The sequence below is a fragment of the Arthrobacter sp. 05T45 genome, assembly GCF_056395875.1.
This window is the reverse complement of record NZ_JBFTKI010000019.1, coordinates 18666-39429: the sequence shown is the minus strand read 5'-3', so window position 1 is coordinate 39429 and position 20764 is coordinate 18666. Positions and strand designations below refer to the sequence as shown.

The window sequence follows — 20764 nt, the reverse complement described above, 5'->3', positions numbered from 1 at the left end:
GGCGTCGCGCCCCTGATTTTTTGCTTTCCTGATTGCCGGTCCATGCTGTCCGGGTACTGCCTTACGGTCCATCCAAAAAGATTGGTGTTTTTGTGCTTAATTGGGTTTCTCCGTCGGCTGCAGCCATGCGCGGATGGAGGGCGCCTTAATGACGGAGACACTTTTCGGCGGACCCACGCTTCCCCCCGCCTATCCCGAGCGGGCCGCCTGGGGCACCGCCCCCAAGCTGCGCGCCTGGCAGCAGGAGGCGCTCGACAGCTACTTCAGCACCCACCCCAAGGATTTCCTCGCCGTCGCAACCCCCGGCGCGGGTAAGACCACCTTCGCCCTGCGCGTGGCGTCCATGCTCATCGATTCCGGGGTGGTCAACCGCGTGACCATCGTGGCGCCCACCGACCACCTTAAGCGCCAGTGGGCCGACGCCGCTGCCCGGGTGGGCATCGCGATCGACCCGAACTTCAAGAATGCCGACGGCCAGCACGGCCGCGGGTTCATCGGCGTCGCCGTGACCTATGCCCAGGTGGCCAGCAAGCCCATGCTGCACCGGGCCAAGACCGAAGCCGCCCGCACGCTGGTGATCCTGGACGAAATCCACCATGGCGGCGAGGCCCTGTCCTGGGGTGACGGCCTCCGTGAGGCGTTCGACCCGGCGGCCCGGCGGCTCTCCCTGACGGGCACCCCGTTCCGCTCGGACACCTCGCCCATCCCGTTCGTGGAGTATGCCGAGGACCGGGACGGGATCCGGCGCTCCAAGGCCGACTACACCTACGGCTACGGCAAGGCCCTGCGCGACCACGTGGTCCGCCCGGTGATGTTCATGGCGTACTCCGGCCAAATGCGCTGGCGCACCAGCGCGGGGGACGAGATGGCCGCCTCGCTCGGGGAGTCGGCCGTCACGAAGGACATCACATCCCAGGCCTGGCGCACCGCGCTGAACCCGGCCGGCGAATGGATCCCCGCCGTCCTGGCCGGCGCGGACAAACGTCTCAGCGAGGTCCGGCGCAGCGTACCGGATGCCGGTGGCCTGGTCATTGCCACCGACCACGAGGACGCCCGCGCGTATGCCGGCCAGCTGAAGAAGATCACGGGCGAATCGCCCACCGTCATCCTCTCCGACGACGCCAAGGCCTCCAGCAAGATCGAGGAATTCACCGCCAGCGAGAAGCGCTGGATGGTGGCCGTCCGGATGGTCTCCGAAGGCGTGGACGTTCCGCGGCTGTCCGTCGGCGTCTACGCCACCTCGACCTCCACCCCGCTGTTCTTCGCCCAGGCCGTGGGGCGCTTCGTGCGTGCCCGCAAGCGCGGCGAGACGGCGTCGGTCTTCCTGCCCTCGGTGCCGCAGCTGATGGCCCTGGCCAACTCGATGGAGGCCGAGCGCGACCACGCCCTGGACCGCCCGGAGAAGGAAGACAGCGACGGCCTCTTCAATCCCGAGGATTCGCTCATGGACGAGGCGAACCGCGAGGAGAAGGCCTCCGATTCCCTGATGAAGGGCAAGTTCGAGGCCCTCGACTCCCAGGCGTCCTTTGACCGGGTGCTCTTCGACGGCGGCGAATTCGGCACCGGCGGCGAGGTGGGCTCGGAGGACGAGCTCGACTTCCTCGGGATCCCGGGACTGCTGGACGCTGAACAGGTCGGCACGCTGTTGCGCCAGCGCCAGCACGAGCAGCTGAACCGGAAGAACAGGCGCTCCCCGCAGACTGAGGCAGCCGCGGCTGCGGCCCCGGCCGTGCCGGACCACCGGATGCTCATGGACCTGCGCACCGAGCTGGCCAAAAACGTCGCGGCCTGGTCGGCCCGCACCGGGACCCCGCACGGCGTCATCCACACCAAGCTCCGGACCGTCTGCGGCGGCCCGGCCGTAGCCCAGGCCAACGAGGAACAGCTGCAGACCCGTCTGCGCAAGCTCCAGGACTGGTTCATCGGCCGGAAGTAGCCCCGCGCAGGCGGTTATGGGCTCAGTGTCATGGGCACGGGGTTATGGGCTCAGGCCAATAGGCGCCGGGCAACAGCAGAGGGACCAGTTCACTGTGAACTGGTCCCTCTGCTGTTTACTCTGCTGTGAACTTTGCTTCGGCTACTGGCCGGCGCCGCAGACCTGGCCGTAGGTCTGGCCTGCCGCGGTGTAGTCGGCCTTCATGTCCTCGAGCTTGGCGGTGTCCGGGGAGGGCTTGGCCGACTCGTCGAAGTATTCGATGATGGTCTGCAGCGGGGCCCGCAGGTCCTCGGATGCCGCCGCCTTGATGGGCCGCAGCTGGTTGGCGACCCGGGTCATGCCGGTCTTGTCCGATGTGGCCGACTGGGCGGAGACCACGGTCTTGACCCGGGCGCAGGTTTCCTCGTTGGTCAGCTGCGGCGTGGCAGAGCAGCCGGCCGCGCCGAGCAGCGCTCCGGCGGCAATCAGGACGGTCAGGGTCTTCTTCATGGTGTACTCCGGGGTTCTACGGGTCTGTCAATATGGCAAGACTGGCGATGGGGCAAGGATTTCGAGTCTACTGGCTCAGAGGACATCGACGCCGCCGAGCTCCATCTCGGCCACGGCATCGTCCAGGTCTTCGGCAATGCCGACCGTCAGGCCGCGCAGCACCGTGACGGAGTAGCCGGCCTGGACGGCATCCAGGGCGGTCGCTTTGACGCAGTAGTCCGTGGCGATGCCCACCACCACAATGTCCTCGACGTCGTGGCTCTGCAGCCAGTCGTCCAGTCCGATCGCGTCCTCGCCAGCGGCGAAATCACTGCCGGCGAAGGAACTCACTGTGTTGTCGGAGTCTTCGGAGTCTCCGGAGTCTCCGGAGCCGGTAACGGGCATGGCGCCGGGCTGGCGGTCACCGGTGGGGATTTCGTCCTCGGGGGCCAGCAGCCCTTCGAAGCCGGAGTACGCCGCGGCGAACTGGCCCTTGCGGAAGTACGCCTGGATGTGTTCGGGATCAAGATCGGGATGCAGTTCGGCCCCGCGGGTGCCCGCCACGCAGTGCCGCGGCCAGCTGTCCACGAGATCGGGTTTCTCCGAGAAGTGCTCACCCGGATCGATGTGCCAGTCCTGGGTGGCCACGACGTGGTCAAACTGGCCGTGGTGGGCGTCAACGTACTCGCTGATTTCCCCGGCCAGGCTTGCCCCGCCGGGGACGGCCAGGGCACCTCCCTCACAGAAATCGTTTTGGACGTCAACGATGATCAGGGCGCGGGACATTCAGTCCTCCTCGTAGATGGTGGGGATGGCCGCCTCGCCGCGCTGGAGCCGGTTGACCACCGCGGGAAGCTCCCGCATGGTTTCCGCGTGGCGCCGGCGCGCGCGCTGGACCCCCTCCGGGCCCGTCCACCCGGGGAGGAGCTCGCCGTTCTTGACGAACTGCTGCAGCAGCGGACGGTCGTTGCCGTCGTCCTCCGGGTGATGGCCGACGCCGACGATTTCGGCCGTGGCGGTCCCGCGCTCGTTGAGCTTGCGCAGCGCGTACTTCCGGCCGCCCTTGCTGGCCTTGTTCTTGGCGGCCTTGGCGACGGAGATGAAATCGCCGGCGTCGTCGGTGCGGCTGACGAGCTTGTAGACCATGCTCGCCGTCGGGGCCCCGGACCCGGTCACGAGCGAGGTGCCCACGCCGTAGGAGTCCACCGGCGCGGACGCCAGCGCCGCGATGGCGAATTCGTCGAGGTCTGAGGTCACCACGATCTTGGTGTGGTCGTTGCCGAGCTCGTCGAGCAGCCGGCGCACCCACTGGGCCTGGGCCACGAGGTCGCCCGAGTCCAGCCGGACAGCGCCCAGCTTGTCCCCGGCGAGATCGACGGCGGTGCGGACGGCCGTTTCGACGTCGTACGTGTCCACCAGCAGGGAGGTGTCCGGCCCAAAGGCGGCAATCTGGGCCTCGAAGGCCTCCCGCTCGGTGTCATGGAGGAGCGTGAAGGAATGGGCGGCCGTGCCCACCGTCTTCAGCCCGTAGCGCAATCCGGCCTCCAGGTTCGAGGTGCTGTCGAACCCGGCAATGACAGCGGCCCGGGCAGCGGCGACCGCCGATTCCTCGTGCGTCCGGCGCGATCCCATTTCGATGCACGGGCGGGTCCCGGCCGCGGAGATCATCCGGGAGGCGGCAGAGGCGATGGCGCAGTCGTGGTTGAGCACGGAGAGCAGGTAGGTCTCCAGGATGCAGGCCTCGGCGAACGTGGACTCAACGATCAGCACGGGGGAGTTCGGGAAGTACGCCTCACCCTCCGGATAGCCCCAGATGTCGCCGGAAAAGCTGTAGCCGGCCAGGTACTCCAGTGTCTGGTCGTTGACCACCTTGGTCCGGTGCAGGTAGTCCAGTTCCGGCTCGCCGAAGCGGAAGTTCGCGATCCCCTCCAGCAGGCGGCCGGTGCCCGCCACGATGCCGTAGCGGCGCCCGTCCGGGAGCCGCCGGGCGAACGCCTCGAAGACCGATTTGCGGTGCGCCGCGCCGGACTGCAGGGCGCCCTGCAGCATGGTCAGCTCGTAGTGGTCTGTGTACAGGGACGTGCGGGGACGGTCCCAGCCAGCGGAGGTACTCACAAATTCACTCTAGTGTGCATCCCCATAGAATGGACAGATGACCCTCAGCGTTGCGCTCGGCCCCGACACACGGGAGAGTACCCAGACCGGAACAGTGACGTCCGGCGACGTCCTGACCGCCCCGGACGTCCCCTGGAACCTTGTGATCTGGAACGATCCCGTGAACCTGATGAGCTATGTGAGCTATGTGTTCCGCAGCTATTTCGGCTACTCGGAGGCCAAGGCGAACAAGCTGATGATGGAGGTCCACAAGAAGGGCCGCTCGATCGTGGCGCACGGCAGCAAGGAACAGGTGGAGCAGCACGCCGTCGCGATGCATGGCTACGGACTCTGGGCGACGGTGGAAAAGGCCACCGGCGGCAACGCCGGCGGTTCCGGCAAAGGCAAGGGAAAACGTGGCTAAGGCATTCAAGTACGGGCTCAAGGGCATCAAGGGCCATCTGGAGCCGGCCGAGCGGGAGCTGCTGCGCAGCCTTTTCGATGACGTCATCTCCATGCTGGAGCCGGAGCAGCGCGCCAACGAGGACCCGCTGGCGGCCCTGGTGGGTTTGGACACCGAAGCGCGCGAACCCTCGGACCGCGCCATGCGGCGGCTGTTGCCGAACGTGATGAAGAACGACGACGACGCCTCCCTGGAGTTCCGTCGTTACACCGAGCGGTCGCTGCGCGAAAGCAAGATCGGCGCGCTGAAGGCGGCCGCACTGAGCCTGGACCGGGACAACCTCGTCCTGGCCCCGGACGACGCCCGGCACTGGGCCACCGCGCTCAACGATGTCCGGCTGGTGCTGGCCGAACGCCTCGACATCCGTGACGATGCCGACGCCGACAACATCCACCTCATGCAGGACTGGGCCCAGGCCGAGGACGTCGAAAGCTACCTGGCCCTGGTGTACAACTTCACCACGTGGCTGCAGGAGTCGCTGGTCCAGGCCATGGCGCACTCGCTCGATAGGTAGGGCCGCTAAGCGACAGCGGTGGCGTCAGAAACAGGCACGGACTGTATCGGTGGAAGCTCCTCGAATGCCGGCTTTGCGAACCAATATCCCTGAAACAAGCGGATGCCGGCTTCCTTCAGAATCCGGAACTCCGCCTCCGTCTCGATGCCCTCTGCGAGCACCGTGATGTCGAGCTCCCTGGCGATGCCGACGATGCCAGCAACGACAGCCTGGCGGGCCGGGCTGGTGTCGATTCCCCGGATGAGCTTCATGTCGATCTTGATCAGGTCTGGCTGGAAATCGACCAGGAGCCCCAGCCCTGCATGACCGGCACCAAAGTCGTCGATGGCGGTGGTGAAACCATGCTTGCGGTATTCGGTGATGATGTTCGTGAGGTGGGCAGTGTCGGAAACCTCCTCATTCTCCGTGAACTCGAACATGATCGACGACGTCGGAAAGCTGCAACGCCTGGCTGCAAGCAGCGTCGCACGAAGGCACGCAGCCGGTTCGTAGACCGCGTTCGGCATGAAGTTGATGGAGAGAATCAAGCCCTCACCGGCAGGAAACAGCCGCGATGCCAGCTCGATTGCCTTGACGCGGCAGTCCTGGTCGAAACGGTACTTCTGCTCAGGTGCGACTCTGGACAGGACGTTAAAAGCCCCCTCGCCCGACAAGCCTCTGACCAGTGCCTCGTAGCCCCATACGCGAGCAGCAACGGCGTCATAGATCGGTTGGAAGGCCATGCTGAAATCGAAGTCGAGCTGTGACGACGTCGTGCAGCCGTCGCATGTCATATGCGGTCCTTTCGCTGTTTCGTCCATCGTGGGGGCACGACGGTCGCCCCCGATATCTCGACGGCGCCCATAGCATACAGGGCGGGGACAGCGGCAGGCTGCCACCGATGAGCAGGGGTCTTCCCCGCGTTGCCCATCCGCCGGAAACCCGTGTGACCCATCAGACACGAGTTGCAGGACACAATGTGATGGCCGCGCCTGTAGTGAAGCCCTATCCTCGAATAATCATGACTTCAGCATCAAATACGGATCCGGCAGCGCCAGCTGCGGCGGAGACCGCAGCGGGCAGCGCCGGAAATGCCGGGCTGGCATCGCGCCCCATCGGCGTCTTCGACTCCGGCGTCGGCGGCCTCACGGTGGCCCGCTCGATCATCGACCAGCTGCCCAACGAATCCATCCTGTATGTCGGTGACACTGCGCATGGCCCCTATGGCCCCCTTCCCATCGCCGAAGTCCGGGCCAACGCCCTCGGCGTCATGGACGAGCTCGTGGATTCCGGCGTGAAACTGCTGACCATCGCCTGCAACTCCGCGTCCGCCGCCGTGCTGCGTGACGCCCGCGAACGGTACACGGCCCGGTACGGGATCCCCGTGATCGAAGTGATCCAGCCGGCCGTGCGGCGTGCCGTCGCGGCGACCCGGACGGGCCGGGTGGGCGTGATCGGGACCTCGGCCACGGTGGGCTCGCGCGCCTACGAGGACACCTTCGCCGCGGCCCCGGACCTGGAGATCACGTCCGTGGCCTGCCCGGCGTTCGTGCCGTACGTGGAGGCCGGGATTACCACCGGACCGGAACTGCTCGCCGTCGCCCGCGACTACCTGGCACCGCTCATTGCCGCCGGGGTAGACACCGTGGTGCTCGGCTGCACCCACTACCCGCTGCTCACCGGCGTGATCTCCTTCGTTATGGGCGAGGACGTCACGCTGGTTTCCAGCGCCGAGGAGACGGCCAAGGACGTCTACCGGGCTTTGGCCTCCCGGGGCCTGGAGCGCACGGACACCGCGGCGCCGGAGCACAATTTCATCGCCACCGGCGACGCCGCCCAGTTTGAGCACCTCGCCCGGCGCTTCCTGGGCCCCGAAGTCCTCAGTGTCCGCCACGTGGACCACGTCGCGGCGCAGTACCCCACCGGCAGCCTCGCCCGGATCACCCCGGAAATGATCGCCGCCGCCCGGGCCGGCGCGGGCCGGCCGCGGATCTCCAACTTTGTCGGCGGATCCGCGGGCGGGGGACCACGGCTGTGAAGCTGACCATCGTGGGCTGTACCGGCTCCTTCCCGGGGCCGGGCTCGCCGGCGTCGTGCTATCTGCTGACCGCCAACGACGGCGAGCGGAACTGGAAGATCGTCCTGGACCTCGGCAGCGGGGCGCTCGGCGCCATCCAGCGCTACACGGACCTGGAGGACATTGACGCGATCTTCCTCACCCACCTGCACCCGGACCACTGCATGGACCTGTGCGGGCTCCATGTTGCCGTGCGCTGGAAGCCGGGCGGCTGGGGACGGGGCAGGATTCCGGTGTGGGGGCCTGCCGCGACGGCCGACCGGATGGCCACGGCCTACGGGCTGGACCTGGATCCGGGCATGCACGAGGAATTCGATTTCAGCAACTGGTCCGAGCGCAAGCCAGTCAGCGTCGGCCCGTTCACGGTGACGCCCTACGCGGTGAACCACCCCGTTGAGGAGGCCTACGCCCTCCGCGTGGAGGTCACCGAGCCCGCCAAGGACGGCACGCCCGTGACCCGCGTCCTGAGCTACTCCGGGGACACGGATTCCTGCGCGGGCCTGGAGGACGCCGCTCGCGACGCCGACCTTTTCCTGTGCGAGGCGGCGTTCGAGGAAGGCCGCGACGACGGGATCAAGGACGTGCACCTGACGGGCAAGCGGGCGGGGGAGGCCGCCGTCGCCGCCGGCGCGCGCCGGCTGCTGCTGACGCACATTCCCGTCTGGACGTCGCCGACCACCGTCATGGCCGAGGCCAAAGAGATCTTCGGCAAGGACGTGGCCGTCGCCGTCGCGGGTGTGCACTACACCGTCTAGCGCGCGCTGACCGCCCGCGCGGGCCGGGGCGGGTGAGTCGATAAGCTAAAGGCATGACTTCCCAAGCTCCCAGTGTCCCCGTCATCCGCGCCGACGGCCGTACCCCCGACCAGCTGCGCCCGATCAGCATCACGCGCGGCTGGTCCAAGCAGGCCGAGGGTTCGGCCCTGATCGAGTTCGGCAACACCCGGGTCCTGTGCACGGCTTCGCTGACCGAAGGCGTGCCGCGCTGGCTCAAGGGCGAGGGCCGCGGCTGGGTCACGGCCGAGTACGCCATGCTGCCCCGGGCCACGAACACCCGGTCCGACCGTGAGTCCGTCAAAGGCAAAATCGGCGGCCGCACCCACGAGATCTCCCGACTGATCGGCCGCTCGCTGCGCTCCATCATCGACACCAAGGCCCTCGGCGAGATCACGATCGTGCTGGACTGCGATGTCCTGCAGGCCGACGGCGGCACCCGCACCGCGGCGATCACCGGCGCCTACGTGGCACTGGCCGACGCCATCCGGTTCGCCCGCGAGAAGAAGATGATCGCCCGCAACGCCCAGCCCCTGATCGACACGATCGCCGCGGTGTCCGTCGGCATCATCGACGGCGTCCCGATGCTCGACCTGCCCTACGTCGAAGACGTGCGCGCCGAGACCGACATGAACGTCGTGGTGACAGGCTCCGGCAAGTTCGTCGAAGTCCAGGGCACCGCCGAGGGCGCACCGTTCGACCGCGACGAGCTGAACAAGCTGCTGGACCTGGCGCTGCTGGGCACGGAGCAGCTCGCCGCGATCCAGCGCGACACCCTGGCGGAGGCCCCGTGACGGAGACGCCCGTCGCGGACCGGCCGGAAGCCGACGGCCCGGGCCCGCGGCTCGTCCTCGCCACCCACAACAAAGGCAAGCTCCGGGAACTGCGTGAGCTGCTCCGCGGCCAGGTTCCCGGGCTCGACGTCGACACGCAGGTGGTGGACGCCGGCGCCGTCGGTGCCCCCGACGTCGCCGAAACCGGCGTAACCTTCGCCGAAAACTCGCTGCTCAAGGCCCGGGCGGTGGCAGAGGCCACGGGGCTCGTGGCGATCGCCGACGACTCCGGGCTTTCTGTGGACGTCCTCGGCGGCGCGCCCGGGATTTTCTCGGCCCGCTGGTCCGGCCGGCACGGCGACGACGCCGCGAACCTGCAGTTGCTGCTCGCCCAGCTGGCCGACGTGCCGGACAAGTACCGCGGGGCCGCGTTCGTCTGCGCGGCAGCGCTGGCGGTCCCCGGGTCCTCGCCCGACGGCGGCCGGGAAGTCGTGGAATACGGGCAGCTGGAAGGGACACTCCTGCGGGAGCCGCGCGGGGAGGGTGGCTTCGGCTATGACCCCGTCCTGCAGCCGAACGGGCTGGACCGCAGCTGCGCCGAGCTCAGTTCCGAGGAGAAGAACGCCATCAGCCACCGGGGCCATGCGTTCCGGGCGCTCCTGCCGGCCATCGTCGAGGCCCTGGCCGGGAAGTAGCCGGCCCGGCCAGGCTCAGGACGAAGGAAGGCGCCCCACTCGGTGGGGCGCCTTCCTTGTTAACTGCTGCGTTCACTGCGGCACTGCATTTACTGCGGCGCTGCGCTACATTTACTGCGGCGCTGCGCTACATTTACTGCGGCGCTGCGCTACGGGGTCCGGCGTTCTTCTTCCGGCTCGTGCTCTTCGATGAATTCGTCCACGACGTCGGTGCCGTACTTCTCGGCCTGGCGCTTGGCGATCGTGCCGCGGACAACCTCGATGGCGATCGGGATCACGGAGACCAGCACGATGGCGATGAAGATGATGTCCAGGTTGTCCTTGACCCACGGGACCTTGTCCCCGAGCAGGTAACCGAGGAGGGTGACGCCGCCGCCCCACAGCACCGCGCCGATCACGTTGTAGGTGAAGAATTTGCGTTTGCTCATCTGCGCGACGCCCACGATCACCGGGACGAAGGTGCGGATGATCGGAACGAACCGGGCCAGGATCAGGGCCTTGCCGCCGTGCTTTTCGAAGAACGCATGCGCACTATCCACGTTTTCACGCTTGAACAGCTTGGAGTTGGGCCTGTTGAACAGGGCAGGTCCCGCCTTGGACCCAATCAGGTAGCCCACCTGGTTGCCGATGATCGCGGCGACGATGATCAGCGCGGTCAGGACCCAGATGTTGACCTGGATGGTGCCGGTGGCCACGAGCAGCCCGGCCGTGAACAGCATGGAGTCCCCAGGCAGGAAGAATCCGATCAGCAGCCCGGTTTCGGCAAAGATGATGCCGCAGACCAGCAGGACCACCCACGGCGCGAAGGCCGGATTCGCCAGGAAAACCTGGGGGTTGAGCCAGTCCGGCAGGAAGGAGGCCAGGTGCGGCTGGACGGGGCCGGCGCCGCCAAGGGCGGACACGGCGAGGTCGCTCATTGCTAGTACGTTCACCTGTTAAGGGTACTTGACGGCAGGCTGCAGGCCCGGGGGCCGAGCCCCGCGGGCCGGTCCGGTGCGGGAGGGTCCGTCCGCGGGCGGTAAAGTTGGGCCGTGACTTTGGACTTTACGGCGATCGACTTTGAGACCGCGAACGGCTTCCGCGGTTCACCGTGCGCTGTTGGCCTGAGCAAGGTCCGTGGCGGCGTCGTCGTAGAGGAAGCCTCCTGGCTCATGCGGCCACCGGAAAACCATGACACATTTGATCCCCACAACGTCCGGATCCACGGCATCCGGCCGGACCAGGTGGCTGGACTGCCGCGGTTCGGGGAGTTGTTCCCGGAGATCGGCGCGTTCATCGGCGGCGACGTGCTCGCGGCCCACAATGCAGGGTTCGATCTCGGTGTGATCCGCTCCGGCCTGGAGGTGTCCGGGCTGTCCGGACCCGCCTACGACTACGTCTGCACAGTGATATTGTCCCGGCGCTGCTACTCCCTGGTGTCGAATTCCCTGCCCTACGCCGCCGAGGAGGCCGGGGTCCCGCTGCTCAACCACCACGATGCCGCCGAGGACGCCCGCGCCTGTGCCGGCATCCTGATCGACATCGCGGCCCGCAACGGGGCAGCAAGCATCGCGGAACTCTACCTGTCCCTCGGCCTGACGGTGTCCCACCAGCCGGCGTTCGACCCCCGGCGCGACCCGCTGTCCAAGGCCACCCTGGCCGCCATGGAGGCGCTCGCGGGGGGAACCGCCGGCTCGCCCCCGGGCCGGCGCTTCGTGGCCGGCTGGCCGGAGGAAGGCCCCAACCCGGCCCCCAACGCCGCCGCCAGCCCCGACCACCCGCTGTTCGGCCAGACCGTGGTGTTCACCGGCGAACTGGCAATTCCCCGCCCCGAAGCAAAGGTCCGTTCCGCAGAGCTTGGCGCCAGGCCTGAAAGCCGGGTGACGGCCCGTACCACCGTTCTGGTGGTGGGCGACGGGTTTGTGGCCGCGGACCTGCGCTCCGGCCGGTTGACCGGCAAGGCGCGCCGCGTCCTGGAACTGCACGAACGCGGGCAACGGATCGAGGTCCTGTCCGAGGGCGAATTCCTCCAGATGGTCGGCGGACATCTGGCTGCCGCACCTGCCTGACCCGGTCCTGGCTGACGGGTCCTGCCTGATCCGGTCCTGGCTGACGGGTCCTTTCTGCCCGGGTCCTGCCTGACCCGGCAGTCACACGGCGCAACAATCATTCCTCCCACTGCGCGCCCGCTCGTAGCCTTGGCGGATGAGCAAACCCACGGATGCACAGGCCCCCACAGCGCCGGCCAAGTCAGCGCCGCCGGCGTCAATGCCGGCGGACTCGGCGTCGTCGGCGCCCGCGAAGTCAGCACCGGCGACGCGCGGAATTGATTGGCATCGGGTGTTCGCGTTTCCGAACCCGGTGAATGAGTACGCCGCCCGCATCACCGCAGCCCTGGTGGTGGCGCTGTCCGCCGTGACCCTGCTGACCGGTTTCGGCTGGGGGCTCGCCGTCATCGCCGCCGGGTTCTGGCTGCGCGTGCTGTTCGGTCCCCGGATCTCGCCCCTAGCCCAGCTCTCGGTCAAGGTCCTGACGCCCTGGCTTGGGCGGACCCGTCTCGTTCCCGGACCGCCCAAGCGGTTCGCCCAGGGCATCGGCGCTGCCGTGTCGACGGCGTCGGCGGTGCTGCTGGCCGCCGGCCTCGCGCCGGCGGCGTGGGTGCTGCTCGCCGTGCTGATCGCCGCCGCGTCCCTTGAGGCCTTCGCCGGGTTCTGCCTCGGCTGCACCATTTTCGGCTTCCTGCAGCGCCGCGGGCTCATCCCCGAGGACGTCTGCGAAGCCTGCAACAACATCTCGCTCCGCGGCGCCTAGGATTCGGGGCGCTTAGGTCCGGTGCGCCGGGGCTCCGCCGAAGCGGTCGGGTTCCGCCGAGGCGGCCGCCAGGGACGGACATGTCCTCCGGAGGCTAGGACGGGTGGACATAGTGGCAATATGTCCAGTCGCCGCCGCCGGAGATGGGCATGTCCTGAGGATGCCGCGGCCAGGGATGGACACGTCCTTCGCAGCGGGGGCGACCGGACATGTCCTCCGGAGGCTCTGACGGGTGGACAAAGTGGGAATATGCCCAGTCCTAGCCGCCAGAAATGGGCATGTCCTGAGGATGCAGCGGCCGGGGATGGACATGTCCTTCGCAGCGGGGTGGTACGGGGCATGTCCCGCGGACAGGCCGGGCCGCTGCTTCCAAGCGGAGCCGGCTGCACTGCGCAAATGCCGGAGACTCGACACCTGGCGTGCACGGGCCCGGCCGAGTGTTGCCCGCCGAAGCTATGAGCCAGTGACGGCGGCCAGCTTCGAGGCCATGCCCCGGATGACCTCCGGCGCCTGAAGGGCCGCCAGCCAGTCTGCCGGCAGGCACCGCTCGCCGTAGAACGCGCCCAGGATGTTCCCGGCGATCGACGCCGTCGAATCGCTGTCGCCGCTGTGGTTCACCGCCACCGCGATCGCGGCACGGAAGTGGGCCTGGGCGGGATCGGCCTCGGCAGCGCCGGCGTCCGCCGTCCCCGTTCCTGTCCCGGTTCCCGGGGCTGTGGCCAGCACGGCGTACAGCGCGACGGCAAGGGCTTCCTCGGCCACCCACCCCTCGCCGAGTTCGCCGACCAGGCCCTCAGGGCTGAGCACGTCTCCGCCGGGCAGGTCTCCGGCCAACCGCAGGGCCGCCTCCAGCCGCGCCACCACCTCCGGATCCGGATTTTCGCCCTTGCGCAGGATGCCGCCGAGCAGCTGCCCGAGGGCCGATTCCGCCGCTTCGCGCAGCCCGTGGCCGGAGGACAGGGCATGGATGAGAAGGCTGAAAACTCCGGCGCTCTGCCGTGCCGCGGGGTGGCCGTGCGTCAGGGACGCGGCATCGGCGCTGAGCTTATAGACCGTTTCCGCTTCGAGGTGGGGGATCAGGCCGAAGGGCGCCGACCGCATCACGGTGCCGCAGCCCTTCGAATCCGGATTGACCGGCCGCTTCACGGTACCCATCTCGCCCGTGGCGAGTCCGCTCAGGCACGCGTCGCCGGGTGAGCGCCGGCTCTTCAGGACATCCTGGGCATCGATCCAGCGCGGCGGCTGGAACGGGGCCGACGCCGGCACGGCGACGCCCTGGGTGCCCAGCCAGCGCAGGTACGCGAGCCACAGGCACGCGTTGATGTCCGCCGCCACGCCGTCGTTGGCCCATTCCAGCGCCTCGAGGAGGCCGTCGGCGGTGTACAGCGTCATTTGCGTGTCGTCCGAAAACGGGCTGCCGGCGTCGAGCGCGGAAAAATCCTGCAGGCCCGCGGGGCCGAACCGGGCCCGGATGGCGGAAATGCTGTCGAACTCGACGGCGTAGCCCAGCGAATCTCCGAGCGCGCCGCCCAGCAGGCAGCCGTGGATGCGCGAGCCGTGGGCAGGGGAGTGCGGCTGGCCGGGTGTTGGGGCGGGTGCGGGGCTGGTCCCGGGCTCGGTGCTCATGCCCTCAAATTTACCCGGCGCTGCACCGCACCCCGCAATGCCGGCGCCCGCCGGGGACTTAGCGCCGCCGCCTGGGGGCCGGGCGGCGGCGGATGCGGAAGGCCGGTAGGGTGCTGGTAGGACCCGTCCAGCGGTCAGACGAGGCAACCGCCGGCGCCGTACCGCCGGGCAGCGGAGGAAACGAATGCGCGAACCAGCGTGGCGGAAGACCGGGACCACCCCCGACTACAGGTTCTCTCTGGCCAACGAGCGGACCTTCCTGGCCTGGATCCGCACGTCCCTGGCCCTGATTGCCGGAGCCCTTGCGATCGACCAGCTGGCCCCGGAGATCGCGCCCGGACCCGTGCGGATCGTGTTGTGCGTCATCCTCGCGTTCCTGGGCGCTGGCCTGGCCGCCCTGTCCTACCACCGGTGGGGTCTCATGGAGGCTGCCATGCGGAACAACAGGGAGCTGCCGTTCTCCGGAGTGATGCTGGTGATGACCATCGGCGTCGCGGCTGCGGCCCTGGTGTTCGCGGTCCTGATCCTGGTGGCGCGGTGAGGCCAGCTGCGGCCAGGGACCCCGGGCTGCAGCCCGAGCGGACCTCCCTGGCCTGGCGCCGGACGTTGCTGGCCCTCATCGTGGCGGACCTGCTGGTCTGGCGCAGCTGGGCGCTCGCAGGATCCCGGGGCGGCGTTGTAGGTCCCGTTGATTTCCTTGGCATCTGCGCGCTGGCCGCCATGGCCGCGACGCTGGTCCTGGGCGTGTGCGTGCTGGTCCGCGGGCGCGAGCTCCGGCGGTCCAACGCTGCGCCGCCTGCGACGCTGCTGCGCTGGGCCGCCGCTGCCGTCGTGGTCCTGGCCGCCAGCGCCGTAGCCGCGGTGGCCCTGGGGCACTGAACTGAGGCACTGAGCCGCGGCCCGGAACGGGCACCCAGCCGGAATCCAGCCAACATCCAGATTGCGCTGGCAGACTGCTGGCGGACCCATTCTCCCAGGCGGCCGAGGCCGCCCCGGACCACGAACCCGGCGGCGGTCCAGCGACGCCGCAACTGCAGCCCCTGGGCGCGCCGCCAGCAAAGGAATCCTGACCATGACCCTGCTTGTGCCAGCCCCAGACTCCGTTGACGTCCAGCCACCGGCCGCCAGCGACGTCCCGCCCCGGCCCGGGCTCGTGGCCCGGCTGTCCGCCGAGGCCCTGGGGACCCTGATCGTCGTGGTTGCGGGCCTGGGCGTGCCGCTCTTCACCATTCCGCAGTCGAGCCCGCTGCCCGCCGCCCTGGCCGCCGGCCTGGCCCTGACGGCGGCGATGCTCGCCGTCGGTTACGTCTCCGGCGGCCACTTCAACCCTGCCCTCACCGTGGGCAACGCCATCGCCGGCCGGATCCGGCTTGCCGACGCCGCCGCCTACATCGGCGCGCAGCTGGTGGGCGCCGTGCTCGGGGCCGTCGCCCTGTACGGCGTCCTGCGCACCGTGCCGACCATCAACGACTCCCAGGGCGCGTTCGCCACCGTGGCCGCCGGATTCGGCGAGCACTCGATCATCCAGGTGCCCATGGCAGGCGTCCTGCTCGTGGAGGTCCTCGGCACGGCACTGCTCGTGGCCATCTTCCTTGCCACGACCGCCCGCCGGAATCCGGCCAGGGCGGCTGCGCCCTTCGCGGTCGGCCTGACGACGGCGATGCTCCTGCAGTTGGGCCAGGCCCTCGGCAATGTGCCGTTCAACCCGGCCCGGGCAACGGCGGCGGCCATCTTCAGCGGCCCGGACGCGCTCGGGCAGCTGTGGCTCTTCTGGGTGGCACCGGTGGTCGGTGCGGCCATCGCCGGGCTGGTTTTCCGCGGCTTCGTGCAGTCGGCCCGGACCAGTGGACAGGCCAGTAACGCTGCCACTGCCGCGGTCACCGCCCAGCCCGCCGCCCAGCCCACCGACCAGCCCACCGCCCAGACCGACGGAAAGCTCACGGAAGCCGATGTGGATGGCGCCGATTTCGATGACGCCGGGCTGGCCGAGGTCACGGCCACCACCGCTTCTGCTTCGGCCGTCCCCGCCGGCAACGACGAGGCCCGCAGCTTCTTCGACCGCAAGGGCGGGAAGTAGCCACTGCTGACCACTTTTAACCTCCGTCACACCTCCGGGGTGGTGGCGCAAGAGTGTCGGTGGCAGCCGATACCGTAGGAATATGCGGTTATTGCACACCTCCGACTGGCACTTGGGCCGGTCCTTCCACGGCATCGGCATGCTGGATGCCCAGCGCGCCTTCATCGACCAGCTCGTGGCGTTTGTCCGGGAAGAGAGCGTCGACGTCGTCCTCATCGCCGGGGACGTTTATGACCGCGCATTGCCGGGCGTCGACGTCGTCGGCCTGCTGGATGACGCCCTGGTGCGCCTCACCGGGGCCGGCGCCGAAGTTGTGTTGACCAGCGGCAACCACGATTCCGCCATCAGGCTGGGGTTCGCGTCGCGGCTGCTCGAGCGCGGGGGAGTGCATTTGCGCACACGGCTGAATGAACTGGACGTTCCCGTGCTCTTTCCGCTCGGGGACGATGCCGGGAATGAGGCAGCGCCGGTGCTCGCCATCTACGGGATCCCCTGGCTGGAGCCCCGGCTCGTCGCCGAGCAGCTGGGCGTAGAGACCGCGAGCCACTTCGAGGTCACCCGCGCCGCCACCGAACGGATCCGTGCCGACGTGCGGCAGCGGAGTCAGACCCGGACCGTCCATTCGGTGGTCCTGGCGCACACCTTCGCCAGCGGCGGCATCAGCTCCGACAGCGAACGGGATCTGAGCATCGGCGGCGTCGGCGCGGTCCCGCTGGATCTCTTCGACGGCTTTGGCTACACCGCACTGGGCCACCTGCACGGCAGGCAGGAGCTCTCGCCGGCAGTGCGCTACTCCGGCTCGCCGCTCGCGTATTCGTTCTCGGAGGCGAAGCACAGGAAGGGCAGCTGGCTCGTGGAGGTCGACGCCGAGGGGATCGGCGGCGTGCGCGAAGTGCTCTGGGACGCGCCCCGGACCCTCGCCGTGCTCCGCGGGAAGCTGGATGACCTACTGGAGTCGGAGGACTTCGCGTGGGCCGAGACCGCCTACTGCCAGATCACGCTGACGGACGAGGCCCGCCCGGCCCAGGCGATGGACCGCCTGCGGGCACGGTTCCCCGACACCCTGGTGCTCGGCTTCGATCCCGATGGTCCCGGCGCGGCGCCCAAAGCCAGTTACAGCAGCCGGCTGGCCGAAGCCGGGGACGACCTCTCCGTCTGCTGCGGATTCCTCGAGCACGTCCGGGGCAGGCCGGCTTCCGACGCCGAAGCCGCAGTCCTCGCCGAGGCGCTCGACGCCGTACGCCTGGAAGGAGTGTCCCTGTGAGGATCCACCGCCTGGAGATTTCCGCGTTCGGCCCGTTTGCCGGCACGGAGCGGATCGACTTCGACCGCCTGAGCGCACACGGGCTCTTCCTGCTGAACGGCGCCACCGGCGCGGGCAAGACCAGCGTCCTGGACGCCATCTGTTTCGCCCTCTACGGATCGGTTCCCGGGGCCCGCCAGGACGGAAAGCGGCTGCGCAGCGACCACGCGGAGGCCGCCGCCGAACCGCGCGTCACCTGCGAATTCTCGGCCAAGGGCCGGCACTTCGAAGTCTCCCGCTCGCCCGCGTGGGACAAGCCGAGTGCCCGGGGCCGGAACGGCTTCACGGTCCAGCAGGCCAACACGCTGCTGCGCGAACGCATCGACGGCGCGTGGGTGGAGAAATCGGGCCGGAATGATGAGGCCGGCGCCGAGATCACCGACGTCCTGGGCATGAACCGGGACCAGTTCACGCGCGTGGTCATGTTGCCGCAGGGGGACTTCGCGGCGTTCCTGCGCTCCAAGGCGTCCGACCGTCTGGAGCTGCTGCAGAGCCTGTTCGGAACCCAGCGCTTTGAAGCCGTGGAACAGGAACTGTCCCGGCAGGCGCAGACCGCCAAGGCCGAGGTCGCCAACCTCAACGCGAAGCTGGAACTGCTCGTGGCCCAGGCGGAGGCCGAAACAGCGGCGCTCGAACTCGACCCCGACGGCGCCCCCGGCCGGGACGAGCCCGATGCCCTGTTGGCCTGGCTCGACGCCGCCGCGGCAGCCGCCGCGGAGGGCCGGCGCAGCGCTGCCGCGGGAGCCGAGAAACAGGCCGCCGATCAGGCGTCCCTGTTGGAGGCGGCGAACGCGCGGGCCAACCGCCACGCCAAACTCGCCGCCGCGGAACAGCGGCGGATCGACGCCGACGCCGCCGCCCCCGTCCTGGCGGGCAAGGCCGTCACACTGGGCCTGCACCGCCAGGCCGAAATGCTCGGCGGCCAGTTGCAGGCGGTCGAAAGCGCCGCGGCAGCTGAGGACCTGGCAGGAACGGCCCTGCTGGAGGCCGCGCGGCAGCTGCGGTCCGCGGCCGCCACAGACCCGGAGCTCGCCGGGCAGGACGTCCTCGACGCCGGCGCCCCCACCGCCGACGACGACGACGATGCCGATCTCGTCCGGGCGGGTAAATCCGTCATGTTGGACAGCGCGGCCGTCCGCGGAACCCTCGCCCGGCTGCGGTCCCTGCACGCCGTGCTCACCGAACGCCTGCCCGACGAAGCCCGGTTCCTCGGGCTGACCCAGCGCGGCAGCCGGCTGCGCCTGCAACTGCAGGAGCTGGAAAAAGGACGGCTGGCCGGTGCCGCCGCACTGGACACCCTGCGCACTGAGTCGGCGGCCCTGTCCGCCGGCATCCGCCCCCTCGAGGAGCTGGCCGCGGAAGTCCAGTTGCGCACCAAGGAGGCGACGGCAGCGGACGAACTCGTGACCATCGTTGGCCGCTTCCTCGCCGCCGAGGCCGAGTGCGCGGCAATCTCCGGACAGCACGCCGCGGCCCTCAGCACGCACCAGGACCGGAGGCAGCACTGGCTGGACCTCCGTGAGCAACGGCTCACCAACGCCGCCGCCGAGCTCGCCACCCAGCTCCTGGCCGGGGTCCCATGTCCTGTCTGCGGCAGCCCTGAGCACCCGGCACCTGCCCCAGCGGCAGCCTCCGCCTTGGCCGTCGCCGAGGCCGAGAAAACCGCGCAACTGGCCAGCGACACGGCAGAAGAAGCCGTCGCCGCCCTAGGTCGTGAGCTCGCCGGGGCCCAACAGAACGTCGCCGTCCTGGCCGCCCAGGGCGGCAACACACCTGCCGGGGAAGCCCGTGAGGAGGCAGCCTTGGCCCGGGAACGGGCTGATGACGCCGTCCGCGCTGCCACGGACCTTGCTGCGAGCCGGGCCCGGATGGCAGAACTCGAAGCGGTGATCGCCGACGCAGAGCGGGCGCAGGCCGACGCCGCCTCCGGCATCGTGCAGACGCAATCGACGATCGCCGAAATCGACGAACAGGCACAGGCCCTCGAAGCCACCCTGGACAAGCTGCGCGCCGGCCACGCGACCCTCGAACAGCGGATCGCCGCCCTGACGGCAACCACGGCGGTCCTGGAGCACGCCGACGCCGCACACTCGGCCCACGAACAGGCCGCCGCCCGCACCGCGGAGGCACGCCGGCACCTTGAAGTGGCCCTTCCCGGAGCCGGTTTCAGCACCGAAACCGCGGCGCGGGAAGCGCTGCTGCCAACGCCGGTGGCCACAAGCCTTGAAACGGCCATCCGGGCCGGACAGGACGAGGCCGCCAGGATCCAGGAACTGTTCGCCGGAGAGGACCTGGCCCTGGCGGCAGCCGAGCGGGCCGCCGGGGACATCGTCAGCGACGCCGCCCTCGAGGAGCTCAGGACGGAATCGGCGGCGGCTGAACGCAAAGCCCGGGAAGCCGTGCTTGCGGCCGGGCTGGCGGAAAACTCGCTCCGGATACTCGGGCGCATCGCCGGTGACTACGCGGACCTCGCTGCCGCCGGCAGGGAACCGCGGGACCGGGCCGCGATGCTCACCGCCGTCGCCGACGCGGCCAAGGGCGGCGGAGACAACACCTATCGCATGAGCCTGAACAGCTATGTCCTCGCCGCCCGGCTCGAGCAGGTGGCCGTCGCTGCCTCCGAACGCCTGATCGGTATGAGCGATGGCCGCTACACGTTGCACCACACCGACGCCAAGGCAGCACGCGGCGCGAAGTCCGGCCTTGGCCTGGAGGTCGTGGACGAGTGGACCGGTCAGCGCCGGGACACCGCCACCCTCTCCGGCGGCGAGTCCTTCATGGCCTCACTGGCGCTGGCTCTTGGGCTGGCGGACGTCGTGCAGCATGAGTCCGGTGGCGTGGACATCGAGACCCTCTTCGTGGACGAGGGCTTCGGCAGCCTCGACGAACAGGCGCTGGAACAAGTCATGGACGCCCTGGAAAGCCTCCGCGACGGCGGCCGGGTGGTGGGGCTCGTGAGCCACGTCGCCGAAATGAAGCAGCGCATCGGCACCCAGCTCCAGGTGGTCAAGGGCCGCAGCGGCTCCACCCTGCACATCAGCGACGACACCCGGGCCTGAGCCGGTCCCAGAGTGGGCCCCGGGACCGGTCCCGGGGCCCACTCTGGTCCCGTCCCGGGGTCTGGTCCCAGGGCCGGCGTCCCGGGATCGGGTATCATTGGTCTGTTACCGGGTCGCGCGCATCGGGAGGAGGGACG

At 69.2% G+C, this 20764-nt stretch carries 20 protein-coding genes; 14 read left to right on the top strand and 6 right to left on the bottom strand.

The genetic code is table 11. The features are described from left to right. Positions 1-148: 148 nt before the first annotated feature. A complete protein-coding gene (locus AC1DGD_RS16255) occupies positions 149-1936 on the top strand; it encodes a DEAD/DEAH box helicase (RefSeq protein WP_079554437.1) in 1788 nt (595 codons plus the stop codon). 141 nt (positions 1937-2077) lie between these two features. Here the strand turns inward: AC1DGD_RS16255 and AC1DGD_RS16250 are convergent, their stop codons facing one another. From AC1DGD_RS16250 to AC1DGD_RS16240, 3 genes are all read right to left on the bottom strand, one after another. Further along, positions 2078-2425, bottom strand: a complete 348-nt coding sequence (locus tag AC1DGD_RS16250) for a hypothetical protein (protein ID WP_223915998.1) — start codon at positions 2423-2425, stop codon at positions 2078-2080. Positions 2426-2500: 75 nt separating this feature from the next. Continuing rightward, positions 2501-3190, bottom strand: coding sequence for an isochorismatase family protein (locus AC1DGD_RS16245; protein ID WP_476857510.1), 690 nt, complete (start codon positions 3188-3190; stop codon positions 2501-2503). Beyond that, positions 3191-4519: a nicotinate phosphoribosyltransferase gene (locus AC1DGD_RS16240; protein WP_476857509.1), complete on the bottom strand. Its 1329-nt coding sequence runs from the start codon at positions 4517-4519 to the stop codon at positions 3191-3193. A 37-nt stretch (positions 4520-4556) separates the two neighbouring features. On the opposite strand from AC1DGD_RS16240, the gene clpS reads away from it, so the two are divergent. Both clpS and AC1DGD_RS16230 read left to right on the top strand, forming a co-directional pair. Beyond that, on the top strand, positions 4557-4922 hold the full coding sequence (gene clpS / locus AC1DGD_RS16235) for an ATP-dependent Clp protease adapter ClpS (protein WP_018775730.1): 366 nt from the start codon (positions 4557-4559) through the stop codon (positions 4920-4922). Further along, entirely contained in the window at positions 4915-5475 is a 561-nt protein-coding gene (locus AC1DGD_RS16230) for a DUF2017 domain-containing protein (protein WP_476857508.1), read from the top strand. The genes clpS and AC1DGD_RS16230 overlap by 8 nt, the downstream gene beginning before the upstream one ends. A 5-nt stretch (positions 5476-5480) precedes the next feature. Here the strand turns inward: AC1DGD_RS16230 and AC1DGD_RS16225 are convergent, their stop codons facing one another. After that, positions 5481-6275, bottom strand: coding sequence for an EAL domain-containing protein (locus AC1DGD_RS16225; protein WP_476857507.1), 795 nt, complete (start codon positions 6273-6275; stop codon positions 5481-5483). Between the two features lie 200 nt (positions 6276-6475). Here AC1DGD_RS16225 and murI point away from each other — a divergent pair, with 200 nt between their 5' ends. The 4 genes from murI to rdgB are packed head-to-tail and all read left to right on the top strand — an operon-like array spanning position 6476 to position 9772. Next, positions 6476-7492: a glutamate racemase gene (gene murI / locus AC1DGD_RS16220; protein WP_374706737.1), complete on the top strand. Its 1017-nt coding sequence runs from the start codon at positions 6476-6478 to the stop codon at positions 7490-7492. Beyond that, complete coding sequence (locus AC1DGD_RS16215) at positions 7489-8286, top strand: MBL fold metallo-hydrolase (protein WP_223915988.1); 798 nt, start codon at positions 7489-7491, stop codon at positions 8284-8286. The genes murI and AC1DGD_RS16215 overlap by 4 nt, the downstream gene beginning before the upstream one ends. Positions 8287-8339: 53 nt before the next feature. Then, the gene (gene rph, locus AC1DGD_RS16210; RefSeq protein WP_028276043.1) at positions 8340-9098 is read left to right on the top strand and encodes a ribonuclease PH; all 759 of its coding nucleotides are present in this window, start codon (positions 8340-8342) and stop codon (positions 9096-9098) included. Next, entirely contained in the window at positions 9095-9772 is a 678-nt protein-coding gene (gene rdgB / locus AC1DGD_RS16205) for an RdgB/HAM1 family non-canonical purine NTP pyrophosphatase (protein WP_476857506.1), read from the top strand. Before rph ends, rdgB begins: the two co-directional genes overlap by 4 nt. Positions 9773-9921: 149 nt before the next feature. On the opposite strand, the gene AC1DGD_RS16200 is transcribed toward rdgB, so the two are convergent. After that, entirely contained in the window at positions 9922-10689 is a 768-nt protein-coding gene (locus AC1DGD_RS16200) for a VTT domain-containing protein (protein WP_476849009.1), read from the bottom strand. A gap of 114 nt (positions 10690-10803) precedes the next feature. Here AC1DGD_RS16200 and AC1DGD_RS16195 point away from each other — a divergent pair, with 114 nt between their 5' ends. Together AC1DGD_RS16195 and AC1DGD_RS16190 are read left to right on the top strand one after the other, a co-directional pair. Continuing rightward, positions 10804-11820: a 3'-5' exonuclease gene (locus tag AC1DGD_RS16195; protein ID WP_476848864.1), complete on the top strand. Its 1017-nt coding sequence runs from the start codon at positions 10804-10806 to the stop codon at positions 11818-11820. 199 nt (positions 11821-12019) lie between these two features. Then, a complete protein-coding gene (locus tag AC1DGD_RS16190; RefSeq protein WP_223916168.1) occupies positions 12020-12562 on the top strand; it encodes a DUF4395 domain-containing protein in 543 nt (180 codons plus the stop codon). 453 nt (positions 12563-13015) lie between these two features. On the opposite strand, the gene AC1DGD_RS16185 is transcribed toward AC1DGD_RS16190, so the two are convergent. Continuing rightward, complete coding sequence (locus AC1DGD_RS16185) at positions 13016-14188, bottom strand: ADP-ribosylglycohydrolase family protein (protein ID WP_476857505.1); 1173 nt, start codon at positions 14186-14188, stop codon at positions 13016-13018. Positions 14189-14372: 184 nt separating this feature from the next. On the opposite strand from AC1DGD_RS16185, the gene AC1DGD_RS16180 reads away from it, so the two are divergent. From AC1DGD_RS16180 to AC1DGD_RS16160, 5 genes are all read left to right on the top strand, one after another. After that, positions 14373-14729: a YidH family protein gene (locus tag AC1DGD_RS16180; RefSeq protein WP_018775740.1), complete on the top strand. Its 357-nt coding sequence runs from the start codon at positions 14373-14375 to the stop codon at positions 14727-14729. After that, complete coding sequence (locus tag AC1DGD_RS16175; protein WP_230012221.1) at positions 14726-15067, top strand: DUF202 domain-containing protein; 342 nt, start codon at positions 14726-14728, stop codon at positions 15065-15067. Before AC1DGD_RS16180 ends, AC1DGD_RS16175 begins: the two co-directional genes overlap by 4 nt. Positions 15068-15260: 193 nt before the next feature. Further along, positions 15261-16265: an aquaporin gene (locus AC1DGD_RS16170; RefSeq protein ID WP_476857504.1), complete on the top strand. Its 1005-nt coding sequence runs from the start codon at positions 15261-15263 to the stop codon at positions 16263-16265. Positions 16266-16347: 82 nt separating this feature from the next. Beyond that, on the top strand, positions 16348-17529 hold the full coding sequence (locus tag AC1DGD_RS16165) for an exonuclease SbcCD subunit D (RefSeq protein WP_476857503.1): 1182 nt from the start codon (positions 16348-16350) through the stop codon (positions 17527-17529). Next, entirely contained in the window at positions 17526-20627 is a 3102-nt protein-coding gene (locus AC1DGD_RS16160) for an AAA family ATPase (RefSeq protein WP_476857502.1), read from the top strand. The genes AC1DGD_RS16165 and AC1DGD_RS16160 overlap by 4 nt, the downstream gene beginning before the upstream one ends. Positions 20628-20764 lie beyond the last annotated feature (137 nt).